Consider the following 17,505-nt stretch of genomic DNA (forward strand, 5'->3'; position numbering starts at 1 on the left):
CGTTCAGGGCGGGGCGAGCGCGCCTTCCGCGAGCACGACCTCGCCCTCCACCACGGCGAGATCCGAGCTCTCTTCAATCGGGTGCTCCACGCGCTCGTAGGTGACTTGCCACAGGATCGGCGCAGGTTTGGCCTTTTCGCCGAGCGAGAGCGTGATGACGGACGGCGCGCCGGGCATCACGCGATCGTCGCCGGTGAGCACTTTTATGGAGTGGCCGTCGCGCCCTTTGCCGCGGCCGAAGCGCCGCGAGAGGTAACGCGTATCCTCGGAGAGCACGTTTTGCTCCGGGCCCACCGCCTCGGCGCGGATGGTGAGGCGCCGAAAGAGATCCCCGGTGGGGAAGGCGTGTCCAAGGGCGAGGGGCTCGATACGTACCTCGACGGTGCCCGCGCCCGCGCGCGTGGCCGTGATGCGGGCCGCGGCGCGCAGGAGCGCGGGATCCCGCGAGGCCGAGAATACGTGGCTGCGGTGCTTCGACGTGCCTTCGCCCACGAGGGGCATGTGGCATTCGGCGCAGCTCGCGCCGGCGAACGGCGAGGCCCGGTGCTCGCTCGCCGTCGTCTGCATGAAGAGCGGTGTGAAGCGGCGATCGGGGTCGGGAAAGGAAAACTCGTGGCAAGCCGCGCAGGCGGAGGCCGAGGCGAAGGCGGCCGCGCGCACGACCGGGTGCGGCGCGATTCGTTGCGTCTCGCGCGGGGCGGCGAGCACGCGCGAGCTGTCGCCGTGGCACGAGGTGCAGGCGACGCCGAGGGCGCCGAGATCGGGCGGCGGATCCCGCATGGGATCGGCCTCCGGCGCATGGCAGCCGCGGCAAAAGGGCAGGGGCTCGATCGCGAGGGCCCTTTGGTAGGCCGGATCGTCGTGGGCCTTTTTGTGCAGCGAGGCGCGCCATTCCGCGGCGATGTCCGCGTGGCAGCCCTCGCAACGCGCGTTCTCCTCGGCCGCGTGGGCCGTGCGGGCCGCGGGCGCGGGCCCCGGCATTCTCGTGGGCTCGGCCGATTCGGCGGCGGCGAACCCGAGGAGCCCCGAGGCGAGTGTGGCGAGGAGAATGATCCTTCCGGAGGTCATGGGTTCGCCTTGACAATCTCCCCGGTGCGCAGGTCGATGCGGATGTCCCGGTTCGTCCGGGCAGGTTTTCCGCAGAGGAGCTGCGGCGTCGAGCCCTTCACGCCTTCCTGGACGGTCTTCACGAGCTTCTGGCCCAGGGAAAAACTCGGGACGAAGGCCACGAAATAACGGCGGCCCGTCTCCTCGGTCTCGGCGAATTTCACGCCCGAAAGTTCGGTGTGGCCCTTGAGCGCGGCGCGGGTGAGGGGAAAATCGTAATCGGGCGGGGCCACCTTCGCGAGCTTGTAGAGCACGACGAAGAGCTCCTTGCAGCTCGGCGTCCCGGGCGTGATGCGGGCGAATGCGTGGGGCTCGGACTTTGGCGCAGGGCGCGGCGGTGGCGGTGCGCCTTCCCCGGGCTCCTGTGGGGCGTCGAGATCCAGCTCCTTCGTGGGCTTTTTCGTGGAGAGCACCGTCACCTGGCCGCCGGCGCGCGCCGCGACCAGGGTCTCGTCGCCGCGGAAGACGATGTCGATCGGCGTGCCTTCCTCGGCGGGATCGAGCTCCGGCAGGGGGATCACGTGGAAGCTGTCTTTTTCGAAGGTCAGGAGCTGTTCCGAGCGTCCGGCCCAGATCGTGCCGTTCGGGCCGAGTTTGGCCCATTCGAGCGGCCGGTCATCGCCGGGGAGCGTGAGGCTCGACCATTTCCCGGATGTATATCGATCGAGCCCCCTCTCGCGCACGAGCCAGAGCGCGCCGTCCTTCGTGCGGAAGGCATCGTTGACATTCTCCTTTTTGCCGGGCGAGACGTCGCTCCAGGCCTTGCCATTCCAATGCGCCACGTAGGCCCCGTGGTCGGCGGGCTGGGCCACGGCGAGGACGTCGTTCGGGCCGAGCACGTAAAGGCGCGAGCCGGGCGGGAGCGAGGTCACGGCCTCCGAGCCTGGAAGCACATCGATCACCGACGTGCGCGCCCCCTTGGGCCAGCGCTCCACGGCGAGCGGCCCCGCGCCCGATTGCCCGAAAAACGAAGGCTTGTCTCCCTCGCCGCATACCTTCCCGAAGCCGATCAGATCCCCCGATGGCAGCAGCGCGAGGTCGGCATGCCCGAGCAGCTTCGTTTTGCAGCTCCCTGCGCCTCGGGTGATTTCGGGCGCGGGCGGGCTGCTCCCGCCGGGGCCGAGCACGAAGATCGGTTTGGCTTCGTCGAGCTTGGGGTCGTTGATCTCGTACAACGTCCTATCGCCCCAGGGCGCGCTTGAATAGATCGCGCCGGCGTAATACGCGTTCGAGACGGCCGGCGGCATGGGTTTGTCGGGGTCGCGCGCCCAGGCCGAGCCTTTCCAGGAATAAAACACGTCCTCGCCGCCACGCTCACCGGGCAGGTTGAGCCCGAGCTTGCCATGGTTCGGCGGATCGCCCGTGATCCACATGACGTAAAAGGCATTGGGCTCGCCGAGGCCCTTGAGCCCGGCATAGAGGCTGCTGTCGACCCGCGCGCCGGTGTCGTCGATCCGAATGGGCGTCGAGAGGTAATCCCCGCTGATGGCCGCGACGAACGAGGGGAGCACGAACATCCGGAAGCTCGGCTGTCCGTGCACGATCAGCGGGTGGAAGGGGCTCGGCGATCGCGCGGGTCTTTCGGAGGCGGTGGGGCCCGGCGTTTCGTTCGTGGGGGGCGCGTCGGTTGTCGTCGGCGCGGCGCTCGCGTGCGGGGCTTGGGTGTTGGGCTTCGAGGCGGTCGCGTCGACGTTCGCGGGGCTTTGCGGCGCGCCGCAACCGAGGGGGAGGGCGGCGAGCAGCGCGGCGAGGGCAGGGGAGGGCGAGCGGCGGGCGCGGGAGACCATGCCCGACGATAACGCGACTCGCCCGGAGGCTCAACAGCCGCAGCCGACGAACTCCAGGGAGAGGTTGTCGAGCCAGAGCGCGTTCTGGCCCGTGCCGTGGTCGAAGCGGATGTACACGCCCTTCGAGCTGCCGAACGGGATCGTGATCTGCGTCTGCGCCGCGCACGCCTTGAGCGTGTTATGGCCCGTGACGCTGGTGAAGAGGCCCGATTTCTCGCAGGATTCGATCGTATCGTTGCTCTGCTGGTAGGAGACATTCACGTTCGCGAGGTCGTACTGGTAATAGGTGTAATTCAATCGCACGGAGGTGCAGCTCGCGTCGCCCTTGTAGACCCAAATCGTGGGATCGATCGTGGATTCGTTCGTGCGGAGGGTGCGGCCCGTCATGCAGGCAGGCGTGTTCGAGGCGAGCGGGATGTAATCGTCGCACCAGTCGACTTTGTACACGCCTGCGGTGAGGGGGCTCGCGTTGCCGTCGTCGAAGTTCTCCTGGTAGACCGCGCAGGTCTGAGCGGCGCACCCTTCGTTGGTTTGCCCGTCGCAATCGTCATCGGCGGCCGTCATGCAGCTCTCGGGTTGCGGATGGATCTCGCCGGTGCAGGCCCCGTATCCCGTCCCCTGTGCATTGCAGGCCCGCGTGCCGGCCTTGCAGGCGCCGACGCCCGACGTGCCCGCGGGGCCGGTGTAGCAGCTCTGCGTGCTGCCCGGGGCGCAGACGCAGCCCTCGTTGGTCTGGCCGTCGCAATCGTCGTCGCCGGGCGTGGCGCACGTCTCGGTGGCCGGGAGGGTTTGTCCCATGCAGTCCCCGAGCGCGGTGCCGAGCGCGTTGCACATCGCCGTTCCGGCCTTGCAGAGTCCGACGCCGAGCGTGCCCACCGGCCCGGTATAACAGGGGAGGACGGCGTTCGGAGGGCAGACGCAACCGGCGCCTTCCTCGTTGGTTTGTCCGTCGCAATCGTCGTCCTCCGCGGTGGCGCAGGTCTCGGCCACGGGCGTGACTTCGCCGGTGCAGGGGCCGTAGGCCGTGCCGAGGTCGTTGCAGACCTGCGTGCCCGCCATGCAGATGCCGAGGCCGGCGGTTCCCATGGGGCCGGTGTAGCAGGGCTCGGACGAGCCGGGGGCGCAGACGCAATCAGCGCCTTCTTCGTTGGTTTGTCCGTCGCAATCGTCGTCGGCGGCTGTCGCGCAGACCTCGGGGACCGGGGTCACTTCGCCGGTGCAGGGGCCATAGGCCGTTCCATCCGGATTGCAGGTGATCGTACCGGGCTTGCAAGCGCCGATGTTTTGTGTGCCGCACGGGCCCGTGTAGCAGGTCTCGATGGAGCCGGGCATGCAGAACGGAGGGGCGCCGCCCATGCCGCCATTGCCGCCCATGCCGCCGCTGCCGCCGCCGCCATTGCCGCCCATTCCGCCGACGCCCCCGACACCGCCGCTGCCGCCCGCGCCGCCATTGCCGCCGATACCACCGCTGCCGCCCGCGCCGCCGCTCCCGCTCCCGCCGCCGCTCCCGCTCCCGCTTCCGCCGCCGGCACCGCCTCCGCCGCCGTTTCCGCTCCCGCCATTGCCACCGTTGCCGCCAGCGCCGCCCATTCCCCCGTTGCCGCCCATTCCCCCGTTGCCGCCCATTCCGCCGGATCCCACGATCGCGCCGCCCATGCCGCCATTGCCTCCGGATCCGACGGTGCTCGCGCCGGAGCCGGTTGCGCTGGTCTCCCCGATCTCGCCGGCGTCACCACAGCCGAGAACCACGACACCAAACCAGAGCGGAAGAACGAGCGAAGTGCGCATGGCCCGACGGGACACGAGCACGCGCGGAACGTCAAGAGGAAGCCGGGCCTTGCGCGGTCACGAGGACGGTCGCGCGAGGCAAAGGCGCCAAGGGCGCGTGCTGCGGGCGGGCCTCCCCCACCGCGCATGATGTGACTTGCACAACGGTTTACACTGCCCAAAGATGAGAACGATTTTCATTTTCATGTTCGGCGGGGACTGGTAGCTTCATGTCCCATGAATCGCTACACGATGGGCGCGTTTGCCCTTGTCGGGTTCCTCATGGGCTGCGGGAGCGAGGCGCCCCCCGCGCCGAGCACGACCGTCGGAGAGGTCGTACACCCCGAATTGCCGCCGCTTCCCGAGGTATCGGGGCTCACGCCCATGCCGGACCTGAACCCCGACCCCCACATCGTGGAGGTCGACCTCGTCGCGCGGCCCCACGCCGTGCAACTCCTCCCGGGCCAGGCCACACAGCTCTTCAATTACAATGATCAATTCCCGGGGCCGCTGCTCCACGCGCGGGTCGGCGATCGGGTCATCATCCATTTCAGGAACGATCTCGCCGAGGAGACGGTCATCCACTGGCACGGGCTCCGCATCTCCGATCAAATGGACGGATCCCCCGTGATCCAGACTCCGGTGCAGCCGGGCGCGTCGTTTACGTACGATTTCGTCGTCCCCGACGCCGGCACGTTCTGGTATCACACGCATTACCACCAGATCCAGCAGCTCGAATACGGCCTCTACGGCGCCCTCGTCGTCCACGAGCGTGATTTCCCCGTGTTCTCGGCCGAGCGAATCTTCGTCGGCGACGACATCCGGCTCCGGACCACGAACAACCAGATCTCGGCCTTCCAGACGAGCGGACCCGACATCGGCGGAGGGCGCGTGGGCAATCGTCTCCTCTCCAATGGCAGGGTCATCAACGGCGAGGACGGCGACGGGCCCGTGACGTTCACGATTCCGCGCGGGGCCATCGAGCGGTGGCGCTTCGTGCTCGCGACGAACGCGCTCTCGTACGGGCTCCGGATCCGGGGCGCGGACGCGCGTGTCATTTCCACCGACGGCGGGCTCTTGCCCGAGGCCTTTGCGCTGGAGCGCGTGGAGATCGCGCCGGGACAACGGTACGATTTCGAGGTGCGCCCGCAGGCGGACGCCACCGAGGTCGTGCTGGAGGCGCTCGTCCTCGTGCTCGACGAAAACGACAACGTGGTCGAGGCGCCCTTCGTGCTCGCGCGCGGGACGATCGAAGGCGAGACCGTGACGCCGGAGCCCGTGTACCCGAAGGTCTCGTTGCCCGCGACGTCCGTGGAGGCGGCGGGGCACGAATGGAAGCTCTCGGGCGGGGTCGTGGACGGGCAGGTGCAATTCACCATCAATGGCGTGCCGTCGTATGTGGGGGAGGGGCACGAGCACGTGCTGCTCGAGACGTTCGAGCCGAACGTACCCGTGAAGATCACGTTGTCGAGCAACGTGAGCCCGCGACACCCGTTCCACATCCACGGCCAGTTCTTTCAGATCCTCGAGCGCGGCGGAAAACCGGTCTTCGAGCCCGGGCTGCGCGACACCGTGGAGGTCCGCGGCAACGAGACCGCCACGATTCTCTCGTACTTCGAGAACCACGGGCGCTGGATGGTGCACTGCCACATCTCGGAGCACAGCGAGAACGGGATGATGGCCGATGTCCAGGTCGGCACGCAGGCCGCCGGGCACGGACATTGACGCCCTTGCCGCCGGGGTCACGCGCGCCGTAGAGTCGTCGCACCATGACGGCTTCCCCCCGCCTCGCGCCGCGTGATCGCGCGCTCCCCCCGGTCTTCGTCCTCGGCGGCCACCAGACCGATTTCGCCAGAAACATCACGCGGGAAGGCAAGGGCCTGTTCGACCTCGTCGGCGAGGCGGCGACGCGCGCGCTCGAAGCCACGGGCGCCGAGGCCCGCGAGGTCGAGGTGGGGCACGTGGGCAGCTTCATCCCCGAGCTTTACACGGGCCAGAGCCACCTCGGCGGGCTGCTCGCCGAGGCGCATCCGGACCTCGCAGGAATCCCCATCACGCGGCACGAGGCCGCCTGCGCCTCGGGTGGCGTGGCGGTGCTCGCGGCGATGGCCGATCTGCAAGCCGGGCGTTATGACGTCGCGCTCGTCCTCGGCGTGGAGCTCATGCGCGCGCAGTCGGGCTTCGAATCGCAGCAGAAGCTCGGCGCGGCCGCGTGGGTGCCGCGCGAGACGGCCGGCGTCGCGTATCCCTGGCCGGAGCTCTTCAGCCACGTGGCCGAGGAATACGATCGGCGTTATGGGCTCCGGCGCGAGCACCTCGCGGCGCTGGCGCGGAACAACTACGAGAATGCGCGGAGGAACCCGAACGCGCAGACCCGCACCTGGACGCTCTCCGAAGGCGCGTTCGCCGAGGACGACAAGGAAAACCCGGTGATCGCCGGCCGCACGCGCCGCTACGACGCGAGCCCCGTGACCGACGGCGCCGCCTGCGTGGTGCTCGCGTCGGCGGACTACGCGGCCGCGTGGGCGCGGCGGCGCGGCGTCCCGATCGAGAGCGTCGCGCGCATCGAGGGGTACGGGCATCGGACAGCGCGTATGGGCATGAAGGACAAACTCGAGGCGAGCCGGGGGGAGCCGTACGTGTTCCCGCACGTGCGCGGCGCGGTGCTCGACGCGTTCTCGCGGGCGAGGATCGAGGGGCCGAGCGCGCTCTCCGCCGTCGAGGCCCACGATTGCTTCACGATCTCGCATTACATGGGGATCGATCACTTCGGCATCGCGCCGCCGGGCGAGCCGTTCCGGGCCATCGAGGACGGCACGGTCCTCCGCGGCGGGAAGCTTCCGGTGAACCCTGGCGGCGGGCTCATGGGCATTGGCCACCCCGTGGGCGCGACGGGCGTGCGCATGCTGCTCGACGCGCAAAAGCAGGTGACGGGCGCGGCGGGAGAAAATCAGGTGCCGGGCGCGAAACGCGTGGCGACGCTGAACATCGGCGGGAGCGCGACGACGGCGGTGGTGCTCGTCATCGGGCGGGCGTGATTCGATCGTCATCGGGGGGGACCCGAGGGCAACGCGCGAACGCGGCGGAAGCGCGCGCCTGACGGACGCCTGCGCATTCCGTCGGGTCGAGCTCTCGTTCGATTTGCCGGGTTCTCTGGGGCGAGCCGGGGGGAAGGGCGTCCGCGGCGCGCCGATATGCCCGGGACGCCGAAGGCGCCTGCGCGCGGCCTACCCACGGAGCAATTTGCGCCCCGACGATAGCGCTTGAGGCGAAGGAAACCCTGGCCTGGCCGGAGGAGCGCCTGCCGAGGCGGGATCTTCGTCCTGGTTTGCCCGCGGCAGAACGATTGCATTGCGGGCGCAGTGCGTGGGGATGGCTCTCGAAGGGAGGGCGTCTTCTCTACGCAAACTGGAGGAAGCCATGTTGAAGCGCATTTTCGCCATCGGTCTGTCTGTCGCCTCGTTCGGTTCTCTCGCATTCGTCGACGTGAAGACCTCGGAGGCTGCGGGCGGGCAGGAGAGCCTTCGGCCCATCGAGCCCGAAGCCACGTGTGCCAGGCAGTACGGTTTCGAGGAGCTCCAAAATAGCTGCGGAAACCCGCAATCCATGGGCTGGCAGAGGGGGCCGAAGTGGTTCAGCATTTCGTGTACGCGCACGGATCTCACATGGAAGCAGAGGGAGTTCCTCGTCCCGATCGATCTCGGGGTGAGCAGCTCGACCTACGCGGAGCTGAGCTGCGAAAAGGCCTGCGTCAGCGACACGGGCAACAAAGAGCACTCGAAGACCATGGTGGTCCAGGCGCCTTGTCGCGAGTACACCGAAATGGAAACCACGTTCAAGCGTGACGTCACCGTCCACGATTGCAAGGAGCTCTTGTCGTTCAGCAGCGTCGCCGAGCTGTGCGATGCCAAGCTGAAGGACGCCCAGGGAGCGTGGGCCTTCGTGGACACGAAGGAGACCGGCAACGTCGTCAACACCTGCCGCGAGGCGAAGCAGACGCCGCAGCAGTAGAAGGAGCCGTCTCACGCCGGGAAGGCGGGCCGCCTCGGCGGTCGGCCTTTCCGGCGCTTTCCGTCGATAGCCGTTGGAGTCCAAAACGCGACAAATCGTTCGTTTGCACGGAGGAGTTCCACCATGGCGTCTCGTGTCCATCCTGCTGCCCTCTTGCTGATGTTGTTCGCTACGGTCGCTGGGTGCGGGGATGACGCACCGGAAGAAGACGACGATGTCGAGATTTCCGTGGAGGAAGTCACCGAGAGACGGGGCAGCACCCGGAAAAACCTTGTGATATCGGAGGGCGAGTTCTCCGCAGAAGCGACGAGCAAGCCCTGGTCCTCGTGGTGGTTCCCGACCGTGGACGATTTCCTCTTCACGGAGACGAACGGAGAGCTCTCGCCTCTCCAGAAGTACGACCTCTACAGCAGCACGATCCAGCACAAGACGACGAACGCGGCGGCCTACGAGCGCAACAAGCTGTACGACGCGCGGGCCGATTCATGGTCGGGTCTATGCTTCGCGTGGGCGCTCGCCTCGATCATGGAGCCCGAGCCGAACAAACCGATGGTCCACGGTTCCCTGCGCTTCAAAGTGGGTGACTTGAAGGCGCTCCTTCTCAAGACGTACGAGGCCGTGACCGACACGCCCACCCTCGGCGATCGCAACGACGGCGCGTGGAACGACAATTACGCGGACATCTTGCCGCACACGTTCCATCGGGCCCTCGTCGCCGAGCTCTTCATGAAACGGCGCCCGTTCATCATCGACAGGGACGCCGGGCACGAGGTCTGGAACCTGCCGGTGTACAAGGCCATCACGAAGATCACGCGTGACACGAGGGCGCGCGACGTCGTGCACGTCCGTACCGTCCTGTTCGTGGCGACCCCCGACGTGAAGACGTATGATTACGTGGGTACGGAGGTGACGACACGCGAGTACACCTACGACCTCTACGGCGTGTGGGAAGGGCGGCGCCTCGTCGTGCGCGGAGGCGCGTGGACCGGGAATTCGCGCGCCGATCACCCCGATTTCGTGGTTCTACGTCCCGACACCGTGACACGAGCGAGCTTCAACCCCCAGATCGACGTCGCGACCGTCGACGCGATCCTGGGACGGGAGCCGTAGGCGGTTGGTTCGGAAGGTCCGCCGATCAGGGGAGCGCGACCCGCAGGATGGACGACCCTGAAATCCAATAAAGGTGCGTCGCGTCCACCGCGATGTCCACGACCGCTTCTTGCCCGCTCGCGAGCACACGCGCGACGTCGGCGCCTGCCTTCGTCTTGCGCCGGAGCGCCGAGCCGCCGGTGTCCACCGTATCCATGCTGAAATAAATGGCCTCGTCGTCGGTGACGATCTTCGGAAGGGAGAACGCCGTGACCTTTCCACCTTGAAAGATGCTCGTCGCGCCGGAGCCCGCGTGGTCGGAGACCCAGACCTTCGTGGCGCTCGCCTCGATGCTCACCCAAGAAACGCCGCTCTTGTCGACGGCGATTTGCCCGAGCATGCCAGGGCCAGGCGCGAGGACGTGCGGAACGCCGCCTGCCGCAGGCACGCGCGCGGCGCGCCCGCCGAGATACTCGCTGAAATACACCATCCCCTCGTGATGCGTGATGCCTGCCGCTTGCGAAATGTTGCCGTACCACTCCTGGTCGGTCACGAGATCCGAGACCGCTCCTCCCGTGACGGGCGCGCGGAGCAAGATCTGGGTGGTGGCGATGAAGAGTGTCGCCCCATCGGTGGCCAATCGTATCGGCGAGTTGACGTCGACGATCTTTTGCCCGAAGCCGCCGGCCGGATCCCCGAGCTTGGCCGTGGAGATCGAGTTGCCGTCGGTGTTGCACCAGAAGAGGACACCGTCCCGCTCGACGAGCTCACTCGGACCCTTTTGCCCCTTCACGAAAGGCGTGGGCACGGAGCCGGCCTTGGATTGGCGCATGATGTCCCCGCCCGTGTTGTTGGTCCAAAGGACCTCGTCCGCCGTGAGCACGAGTGAGCTCGGATAGTTCTGCCCCGAGGCAAAGAGCTCGGGCAATACACACGCGCCGCCGCCGCAATACCCGGGGGCGCATTCCCCGTCGTCGGTGCATTGCATGCCGCTGCTCGACGAGGCGCCGCCGCCCGCAGATGACGACGACGAAGCCGGCGCGCCGCCCGCGCCACCCGCGCCGCCCGTGCCGCCGCTGCCTCCTGCGCCCCCGGCGGAGTATTCCCGCGGTTCTGGAGCGCATCCAGCGGTAAGGAGCAGACATGCGGCGGCGGAGATGTATAGGGCGTGAGCGAGGTGCATAACTCGTCTTCACATTGAACGCGTGCATTCGTCAAGGCGTGTGCCCTGCACGACAGGACGAATGTCAACGCGAAAGCCGCTCCCGAGCGGGAGCCCTGGAGCCCCCGTTCACTTCGCGTACATCTTGCCGAATTCGCTCGTGATCGTCGGCCCTGCCTGGTAGCCCGACGAGTTCTCCTCGCCGTATTCGTTGTCGTTGTCGCCGTAATCGTACGGCGGCAGCACATCCCATTGCGGCAGCGGGATGATGTAGCCTATCGCGTCGTTCGCGTTGTTCACCATCACCTTGATCGCGTCCTTCGGCAACACCGCCTGGATCGGCGTCTCGGGGACCGCGTCCGGGTAATCGGCGCCCTCGGGCTTTTCGATGTACGAGCTGCCGTCCGGCTTCTGGAGCCAGAGCTCGGTGTAGAGCTCGCCGGGCACCGTCGCGATCGCCACCGGGCCGATGTGAATGCCGTTCACCTCGGTCGCGATGACCACGTCGCCGTTCAGCAAGAGGCCGACGCCGAGGGTCGGCCGCTCCTCCTCCGACACGCGCTTGCCGTCGGACCAGTAGACGTCGCGCGGCATGAGCTCGGAGAGGACCGCGATCGCGAGCGAGGTGTTCGTCGCCGGCATCAGGAACGCCCGGCGGTGCACCGCGAGCGAGGGCGCCGCGTCCTTCGTCGTCTTCGCGCCTTCGAGCGCCGCGATCGCCGCTTCCGCCGCGCCCTTGCCGACGTACTCCGCGCGCTCCCACGTCCCCTGCTTGCACGTCTCCATGCCGGAGAAATCCGGGCAGCCGACGATCCCGATCGTCGTCGTGAGGCCGCCGAGCGGGCCATTGAAGAAGACCGCAGGCGCCCCCGGCCATTTCGCCTCCATCGTCTCGCGGAGGAAATGCGGATAGTCCGAGGTGAGGAGCGTGTTGTCCGATCCGAGCGCCTCGGGGTGGTTGCCCCAGAACACCACGTTCGTGAGGACGGCGTCGCTCTCGTCCCGGAACTGGAGCGTGGTGATGTTCTGATCGATGACGAAGGGCCTGCGCGTGTCGTTCACGAGCTCCGGCGCCTCGGCCTGCGCGACCACGAGGCTGGCCTTCTTCTGGCCCGCCTTCGCCTCCTTCAGCGCGAGGACGGCTTGCTTGACGATGAAGTCCATGTAGGCCGGATCGATGCCCGTGTGGCTCGGGTCGCGGCCCCACATGCCCATCGTGTCGCGCGCCTCGTGCACGTGCGTGGAGGCGACGAGGATGTGATCGAAATCGAGCCCCTCCGCCGCGGCGGCCCTGCGGATGTCGAGCACGTATTGCTGGAAATAGCCGACGAGGTCGAGCGAGACCATGCCCACGGAGACGTCGCCCTGCTCGACGACGACCGCGCGCGCCCAGACGTCGTCGTGCACGCCCGTCGCGGCGCGGCCATTGCCGAAGCCCGCGAGCCAGACGCCGTCCCATTTCCCATTGCCGTTCTGGTCCTCGAACGCCTCGCCCTCGTCCCACTGGCCATTCGGGTCGGTGTCCGTCCAGGTCTCGATCGTGGGCGTGATCTTCTGCGCGGAGGCGCCGACGCGCAGAGCCCCCTCGGCCTTTTCACATCCGGCCGCCCCGGGGCACGAGAGGTTCGTCGCTTTGCCTTGATCGTCGGCGATCGGGGTGCGCGCGGGGGTCGCAGGCGGCGATTCCTCCCCTCCGCAGCCGGCGAGCGTGGGGGCGAGGAGCGACGCGGCGAGGAGGGCGAACGACGGGCGGAGCGGGCGCATGGAAATTTGGTACAGCGAATCCGCCGCACTTGGCAAGCGGCGCGTCCGCCCCGCGCGCCGGCGTCAATCGTGCGGCAAATTGCCAGCCCAGCGCTGGAGGTGCGAGGTGGGATCCATGAGGTCCGCGCGGCGCTGGTACGACGCGCCGCTCTCTGTCTTCGCCCCGCCCGAGCGCTGCGTGAGCGGGCCGGAGAGGTTGCCCTTGTACATCTCGAGGTGGAGCATGTCGCTCGGCACCTTGATGCCGACGAGGTGACCGACCTTGGCGATGCGGTCGCCGGCCTTGACCTTGTCGCCTTGCTTCACGGTCGTGAACCGCTGGATCTCGCCGTACCGGATGACGAACGATCCGTGGTTCACCTCGAGCGCGTACGTCTCGCAGTAAAACGGATACGGCCCGAGGCTCACCTCGCCGTCGGCGATCGCGTGGACCCACGTCCCGAGCGAGGCGTAGAGGTCGCAGCCCGCATGCGCGCGCGTGCCGCCGCTCCTTCGTGAGCCGAACGAGCGCGGCGCGCTCGTCCAGTTCACGGTCGGGAGCTTGCTGAACGGGAAGCACTCGCTGCCCGTGACGATGGGCGTGTCGCGCACGGAGGTGCCGACGGGCGTGGCCTTCTTCTGCAGCAGGACCTCCCACGTCCTCGGCCCCACGATGCCGTCGTCCGGGACCAACCCCTGGCGGCGTTGAAAGGTGCGCACGGCCCGCTCGGTGCCGGGGCCGAACTGTCCATCGGGCTTCACGTCGAACCCCCAGCCCGCGAGCGCGCGTTGGAGGATCTTCACCTCGTCCCGCAGGTGCGGGGATTTGTCGGCGTAACCTGCCGAGAGCCGAAGCGTGGGGTGCATGAGCGCATTCTAAACGAAACACCCGCCCATGCGGCAAGACGTCGAGATGCTGCCGTTCCGGCCCACGTTGTGCCAGGCACGTCACCAGGGCCAGACGCAGCGCGGCGTGGGTCTGGCCTGAATCGATTTTTCCGCTGGCATGCGGCGTGCTGGAAGGGGTGGGCATGAAACGGATTCACTCACTTGCAATGGTTCTTTCACTTGTGGCGACGACTGCGTTCCTCCAGGCCTGCGACAAGGGGCAAACCTGCGACGCCGACTGCGGCGCGGGGGGCGAAGGTGGGGAGGGAGGTCAAGGCGGCGAAGGAGGGCAGGGCGGCGGCGGTGGGCAAGGCGGTCAAGGCGGCGCCGGTGGTCAAGGCGGCGAAGGCGGGCAGGGCGGCGCGGGCGGCGGCAGCGCGCTTTGCGAGGATCGGACGGGCGGCGCGCTCGTGACGTTCGACGTCGTCGATCAGCCGTTCACGGTCTGGATCACGAACCAGGCCTTCATCGAGGAGGCGAAGCTGCTCAAGGAGATGGGCACGAGCCGCATCCCGAACTTCGAGGTGGTCCTCGACGGGCAGGACTGCGATCCGAAGTGGACCTTCCACGTGGATCCCGAGAAGGTCGCCTTCGCGGACTCCACGATCGAGCTCTGCGACGGGACGCCCGAGTACGTCGAGGAGCACACGGCCGAGTGGATCGAGCAGGTGAAACAATACTGCCCGTGGAGCGCGAAGGTCACGAACGTGGAGGAGCGTCCGGGCACGCCTTGATCACGCCGCATCAGCGCACGCGCGCGGCCACCTCCGCCTCGGCGAGCACGCGCGCGATGCGCTCCCAGTGCGAGCCCCTCCAGAGCAACTTGCCGCAGCCCTCGCAGCGGTAAAACGTCTCGACCCTCGAAAGCGTCTTCGGCGGCGCCTCGGCGCGCGCCTCGTCCTTCGTGAGCTCGCGGAGCGCGCCGCCGCAGGTCATGCACCGCGGCGGCAAGAGCGGGAGCGAGAACGCGCCGAGGACGAACCGAAGCTCCCCGGACAACCCCAGCGCGCGCGGGACGAAGAGCGAGCGCACGCGCCCTTCGCGGACAGGCGTGCGCTCGAAGATGCCTCCATCGGAGCTCAAGAGGACACGCCCGCTCTCCCCGGCCCGCGCGACGAGGACGGCGTCGTCGATGCCTTGTTCGAACGCGGCGTCGTAGCCCGCGGCGCGCAGCCACCGCGCGAGCCCGCCCAGCATCGCGTCGCAAAAGAACCGCGGCTCCACGAGGCTGGATTGTATGCCGCGCCGGGCCGAGCGAAAGGTCACGGAAAACGGGGAGGCGGGCGCGGGCGCATTGACGTGCCCCGCCCCGGGCTCGACGAACATGGCAGCGCAGTCGGGCGGCCTGCCGCCTCGGCGCGGGCCTCCGGGCTCCGCGCGGGCGAGCCAGGCGGAGCCCGAGAGGCGCGAAAGGGGAGGGGCACATGAGAACATCGAGGATCGGGGCCGCGTGGGCGCTCGGGCTCATCACCACGTCGTTCGTCACGGGCTCGGCGTCGGCCGAGGAGCTCGCGCTGAGGCGCGTGATGCTCTCGACGGGCGGCGTCGGGTACTTCGAGCACGAGGCGCAGGTGTCGGGGGACGCCGAGCTCACGTTCGACGTGCGGCTCGATCAGGTGAGCGACGTGCTGAAGAGCCTGCTCGCGATGGATCCCCAAGGTCGGCTCGGACAAGCGAGCCTGCCGGGGCGCGCGCCGCTCTCCGAGATCTTCCGGGATCTGCCGTTCTCCCAGGAGGACCTGTCCTCCACGGCGTCGCTGCTCCGCGCGCTGCGCGGTCAGATGCTGCGCGTGTCGGCGCACGCCACGACGATGGAGGGGCGGCTCGTCGCCGTGACGGAGGAGAAGGTCTCGCTCGGCGAGGGGCAAGGCACCATCGTGCGCAACAGGCTGTCGCTGCTGACGCCGACGGGCATGCGGCAGGTCGTGCTCGAAGAGGCGGACGCGATCGAGATCGTGGACACGCGGCTGCGCGCCCAGGTGGAGCAGGCGCTGGCCGCGATCGCGGCCTACGCCGCGGCAGATCAGCGCACGATCACGATCGACGTGCACGGGCAGGGCGAGCGGACGGTGCGCGTGGGCTACGTGGTCGCAGCGCCGCTGTGGAAGGCGACGTATCGGCTCGTGGTGCCCAAGACCTCGGGCGAGGCGAAGCTCGAAGGGTGGGCCCTGCTGGAGAACATGAGCGGGCAAGATTGGAAGCGCGTGGAGCTGTCGGTGGCGTCGGGCAACCCCGTGACGTTGCGGCAAGCGGTCTACGACTCGTATTTCGTGAATCGACCGGAGGTGCCGGTGGAGGTGCTCGGGCGCAGGCTGCCGCCGGTCGACGTAGGGGCCGTGCCAGAGGCCGAGGTCGCCGAGGAAGCCGACGGCGCAGGGGGCGGGCGCGTCATGATGCGTCGTGGCTTCATGGCCGTGCCATCCGCCGCGGACGCCTTGATGTTCAACGCGCAGCCGGCCGGAGAGGCGCCCATGCCGGAGCCGTCGCCAATCGCCGAGCCCTCGGAAGGCGCAACGCAGGTGGTCTTCCACTTCCCGGATCCCGTGGACCTGCCGCGCGGCCAATCGCTGCTCGTGCCGATCGTGAGCGAGTCGCTCCCCGTCGAGCGGGTGTCCTGGTATCGCTACGACGTCGACGCACGGAACCCGCTCGCGTCGGTGCGACTCACGAACGACACCGAGACAGGCCTGCCGCCCGGAATCCTGTCGATCTACGAGAACACACAGGCAAACGAGCCGCCGTCGTTTGTCGGCGACGCGCGGCTCGGCGCGCTCCCCGCCGGGGAAGATCGGCTCGTGAGCTACGCCGTCGATCTCGACGTGCGCGTGAACCGCGAGGAGAAGTTCGCGCAAGTCGTGACAGGCGCGAAGATCGCGCGGGGCGTGCTGGAGGTGTATCGCGCAGAGCGGCGGACGACGACGTACAAGATCAAGGGCGCAGCCGACGAGGCGCGTGTCCTCGTCGTGGAGCACCCGCGCATCCAGGGTTTCACCCTGAAAGCGCCGACGGAAGGCGTGATCGGGACGACGGACACGCACGTGCGGATCCGGCGGGAGGTTCCCGCAGGACAAACGGTGGACCTGGAGGTGGTGCTGGAGCGGCCGATCGAGCAGAGCATCGTGATCGGATCGATCACGGCGCAAGAGCTCGGCGTGTTGCTCGCGTCGACGGAGATATCTGCCGAGGTGCGGGCCGCCCTCGAGCACGTGGCCGCGCTCCAGCAGACGCTCGCGTCGCGGGAGCAAGCGCTCGCGCTCCTGCGGACCGAGCGGCAGGCGCTGGTGTCGGATCAGGATCGGCTGCGGCGAAACCTCGCGTCGTCACCCCAAGGCAGCGATCTACACACGCGGTACCTGGCAGCACTCGCATCCACCGAGGATCGGATCGGCGAGCTCGATCGGGCCATCGAGACAGCCGACGCCGCCGTGCGGGTCGCACGGGAAGAACTCGCGGACTACATCGCGAACCTGTCGATCTGAGGGAGATGTCGGGGCCTGGGGGCGCCTCGCTGGGGCGTCGCCCCAGGCCCCAGGAGGGGGCTGTCCGCCCCCTCCACCCCGGACCAGCGAGGCGCTGGACCCAGGGTTGAAAACCTGCGCGGTACGCAGGTTTTCAAACAGGTCGATGAAGGAGCCGGGGGGGCGCCCGGTCCGTGCAACGGGGGCGCGGGACGTGGGGACGCGCTTGGCGGGAGGGACAATGCACGCGACAACGGCGAAACGCTCGTTCCGCTTCGTCGGAACGAGCCCCACCCCGCGGCGGGACGTGTTCCCGGAATCGGGAACGTCCCCGGAAGCGAATCCCAGCGCGTTGCACGATGTGGGAAGGACCTCGGGGCACCGTCGCGCGGCGCTCCGAAAAAGGGGAAGGGTCCCGGAAACGAGGCGGAGGGCGTTCCGACAAAGGGGAACGATCTGGGAGACGGCTCCGCGCGTGGTCCAGGAGCGCGGA

At 68.3% G+C, this 17,505-nt stretch carries 13 protein-coding genes; 6 read left to right on the top strand and 7 right to left on the bottom strand.

Annotation, left to right across the window (positions count from 1 at the left end):
- Positions 1-3: 3 nt before the first annotated feature.
- Genes E8A74_RS42560 through E8A74_RS42570 form a run of 3 tightly spaced genes read right to left on the bottom strand, consistent with a single transcriptional unit; the run spans position 4 to position 4,682 of the window.
- On the bottom strand, positions 4-1,068 hold the full coding sequence (locus E8A74_RS42560; RefSeq protein ID WP_136934870.1) for a multiheme c-type cytochrome: 1,065 nt from the start codon (positions 1,066-1,068) through the stop codon (positions 4-6).
- Entirely contained in the window at positions 1,065-2,894 is a 1,830-nt protein-coding gene (locus tag E8A74_RS42565; protein WP_136934871.1) for a hypothetical protein, read from the bottom strand. Before E8A74_RS42565 ends, E8A74_RS42560 begins: the two co-directional genes overlap by 4 nt.
- Positions 2,895-2,924: 30 nt before the next feature.
- The gene (locus E8A74_RS42570; protein WP_170229793.1) at positions 2,925-4,682 is read right to left on the bottom strand and encodes a MopE-related protein; all 1,758 of its coding nucleotides are present in this window, start codon (positions 4,680-4,682) and stop codon (positions 2,925-2,927) included.
- Positions 4,683-4,898: 216 nt separating this feature from the next.
- Here E8A74_RS42570 and E8A74_RS42580 point away from each other — a divergent pair, with 216 nt between their 5' ends.
- From E8A74_RS42580 to E8A74_RS42595, 4 genes are all read left to right on the top strand, one after another.
- Positions 4,899-6,386 carry a multicopper oxidase family protein gene (locus E8A74_RS42580; RefSeq protein ID WP_136934873.1) on the top strand — a complete coding sequence of 496 codons (1,488 nt, stop codon included), beginning with the start codon at positions 4,899-4,901 and terminating at the stop codon, positions 6,384-6,386.
- A gap of 44 nt (positions 6,387-6,430) precedes the next feature.
- Entirely contained in the window at positions 6,431-7,699 is a 1,269-nt protein-coding gene (locus E8A74_RS42585) for an acetyl-CoA acetyltransferase (RefSeq protein ID WP_136934874.1), read from the top strand.
- A gap of 382 nt (positions 7,700-8,081) precedes the next feature.
- Complete coding sequence (locus tag E8A74_RS42590) at positions 8,082-8,672, top strand: hypothetical protein (protein ID WP_136934875.1); 591 nt, start codon at positions 8,082-8,084, stop codon at positions 8,670-8,672.
- Between the two features lie 123 nt (positions 8,673-8,795).
- Positions 8,796-9,782, top strand: coding sequence for a hypothetical protein (locus E8A74_RS42595; protein WP_136934876.1), 987 nt, complete (start codon positions 8,796-8,798; stop codon positions 9,780-9,782).
- Positions 9,783-9,807: 25 nt separating this feature from the next.
- On the opposite strand, the gene E8A74_RS42600 is transcribed toward E8A74_RS42595, so the two are convergent.
- From E8A74_RS42600 to E8A74_RS42610, 3 genes are all read right to left on the bottom strand, one after another.
- Positions 9,808-10,749 (bottom strand): hypothetical protein, encoded by a 942-nt coding sequence (locus E8A74_RS42600; protein WP_136934877.1) that lies wholly within the window; start codon positions 10,747-10,749, stop codon positions 9,808-9,810.
- A gap of 303 nt (positions 10,750-11,052) precedes the next feature.
- On the bottom strand, positions 11,053-12,687 hold the full coding sequence (locus E8A74_RS42605) for a hypothetical protein (RefSeq protein ID WP_136934878.1): 1,635 nt from the start codon (positions 12,685-12,687) through the stop codon (positions 11,053-11,055).
- Between the two features lie 63 nt (positions 12,688-12,750).
- Positions 12,751-13,533 carry a peptidoglycan-binding protein gene (locus E8A74_RS42610; RefSeq protein ID WP_136934879.1) on the bottom strand — a complete coding sequence of 261 codons (783 nt, stop codon included), beginning with the start codon at positions 13,531-13,533 and terminating at the stop codon, positions 12,751-12,753.
- 188 nt (positions 13,534-13,721) lie between these two features.
- On the opposite strand from E8A74_RS42610, the gene E8A74_RS42615 reads away from it, so the two are divergent.
- Complete coding sequence (locus E8A74_RS42615) at positions 13,722-14,288, top strand: BP74-related protein (RefSeq protein ID WP_136934880.1); 567 nt, start codon at positions 13,722-13,724, stop codon at positions 14,286-14,288.
- Between the two features lie 10 nt (positions 14,289-14,298).
- Here the strand turns inward: E8A74_RS42615 and E8A74_RS42620 are convergent, their stop codons facing one another.
- Positions 14,299-14,880 (bottom strand): Mut7-C RNAse domain-containing protein, encoded by a 582-nt coding sequence (locus E8A74_RS42620; RefSeq protein WP_170229794.1) that lies wholly within the window; start codon positions 14,878-14,880, stop codon positions 14,299-14,301.
- 98 nt (positions 14,881-14,978) lie between these two features.
- On the opposite strand from E8A74_RS42620, the gene E8A74_RS42625 reads away from it, so the two are divergent.
- Positions 14,979-17,033, top strand: coding sequence for a DUF4139 domain-containing protein (locus E8A74_RS42625; RefSeq protein WP_136934882.1), 2,055 nt, complete (start codon positions 14,979-14,981; stop codon positions 17,031-17,033).
- Positions 17,034-17,505 lie beyond the last annotated feature (472 nt).

The organism is Polyangium fumosum (assembly GCF_005144585.1).
GTDB lineage: Bacteria > Myxococcota_A > Polyangia > Polyangiales > Polyangiaceae > Polyangium > Polyangium fumosum.

Coding starts and splice junctions, on each gene's coding strand:
- E8A74_RS42605 (WP_136934878.1), bottom strand. CDS start 12,687: ATGCGCCCGCTCCGCCCGTCGTTCGCCCTCCTCGCCGCGTCGCTCCTC.
- E8A74_RS42585 (WP_136934874.1), top strand. CDS start 6,431: ATGACGGCTTCCCCCCGCCTCGCGCCGCGTGATCGCGCGCTCCCCCCG.
- E8A74_RS42625 (WP_136934882.1), top strand. CDS start 14,979: ATGAGAACATCGAGGATCGGGGCCGCGTGGGCGCTCGGGCTCATCACC.
- E8A74_RS42620 (WP_170229794.1), bottom strand. CDS start 14,880: ATGTTCGTCGAGCCCGGGGCGGGGCACGTCAATGCGCCCGCGCCCGCC.
- E8A74_RS42560 (WP_136934870.1), bottom strand. CDS start 1,068: ATGACCTCCGGAAGGATCATTCTCCTCGCCACACTCGCCTCGGGGCTC.
- E8A74_RS42565 (WP_136934871.1), bottom strand. CDS start 2,894: ATGGTCTCCCGCGCCCGCCGCTCGCCCTCCCCTGCCCTCGCCGCGCTG.
- E8A74_RS42580 (WP_136934873.1), top strand. CDS start 4,899: ATGAATCGCTACACGATGGGCGCGTTTGCCCTTGTCGGGTTCCTCATG.
- E8A74_RS42600 (WP_136934877.1), bottom strand. CDS start 10,749: ATGCAATGCACCGACGACGGGGAATGCGCCCCCGGGTATTGCGGCGGC.
- E8A74_RS42595 (WP_136934876.1), top strand. CDS start 8,796: ATGGCGTCTCGTGTCCATCCTGCTGCCCTCTTGCTGATGTTGTTCGCT.
- E8A74_RS42610 (WP_136934879.1), bottom strand. CDS start 13,533: ATGCACCCCACGCTTCGGCTCTCGGCAGGTTACGCCGACAAATCCCCG.
- E8A74_RS42615 (WP_136934880.1), top strand. CDS start 13,722: ATGGTTCTTTCACTTGTGGCGACGACTGCGTTCCTCCAGGCCTGCGAC.
- E8A74_RS42590 (WP_136934875.1), top strand. CDS start 8,082: ATGTTGAAGCGCATTTTCGCCATCGGTCTGTCTGTCGCCTCGTTCGGT.
- E8A74_RS42570 (WP_170229793.1), bottom strand. CDS start 4,682: ATGCGCACTTCGCTCGTTCTTCCGCTCTGGTTTGGTGTCGTGGTTCTC.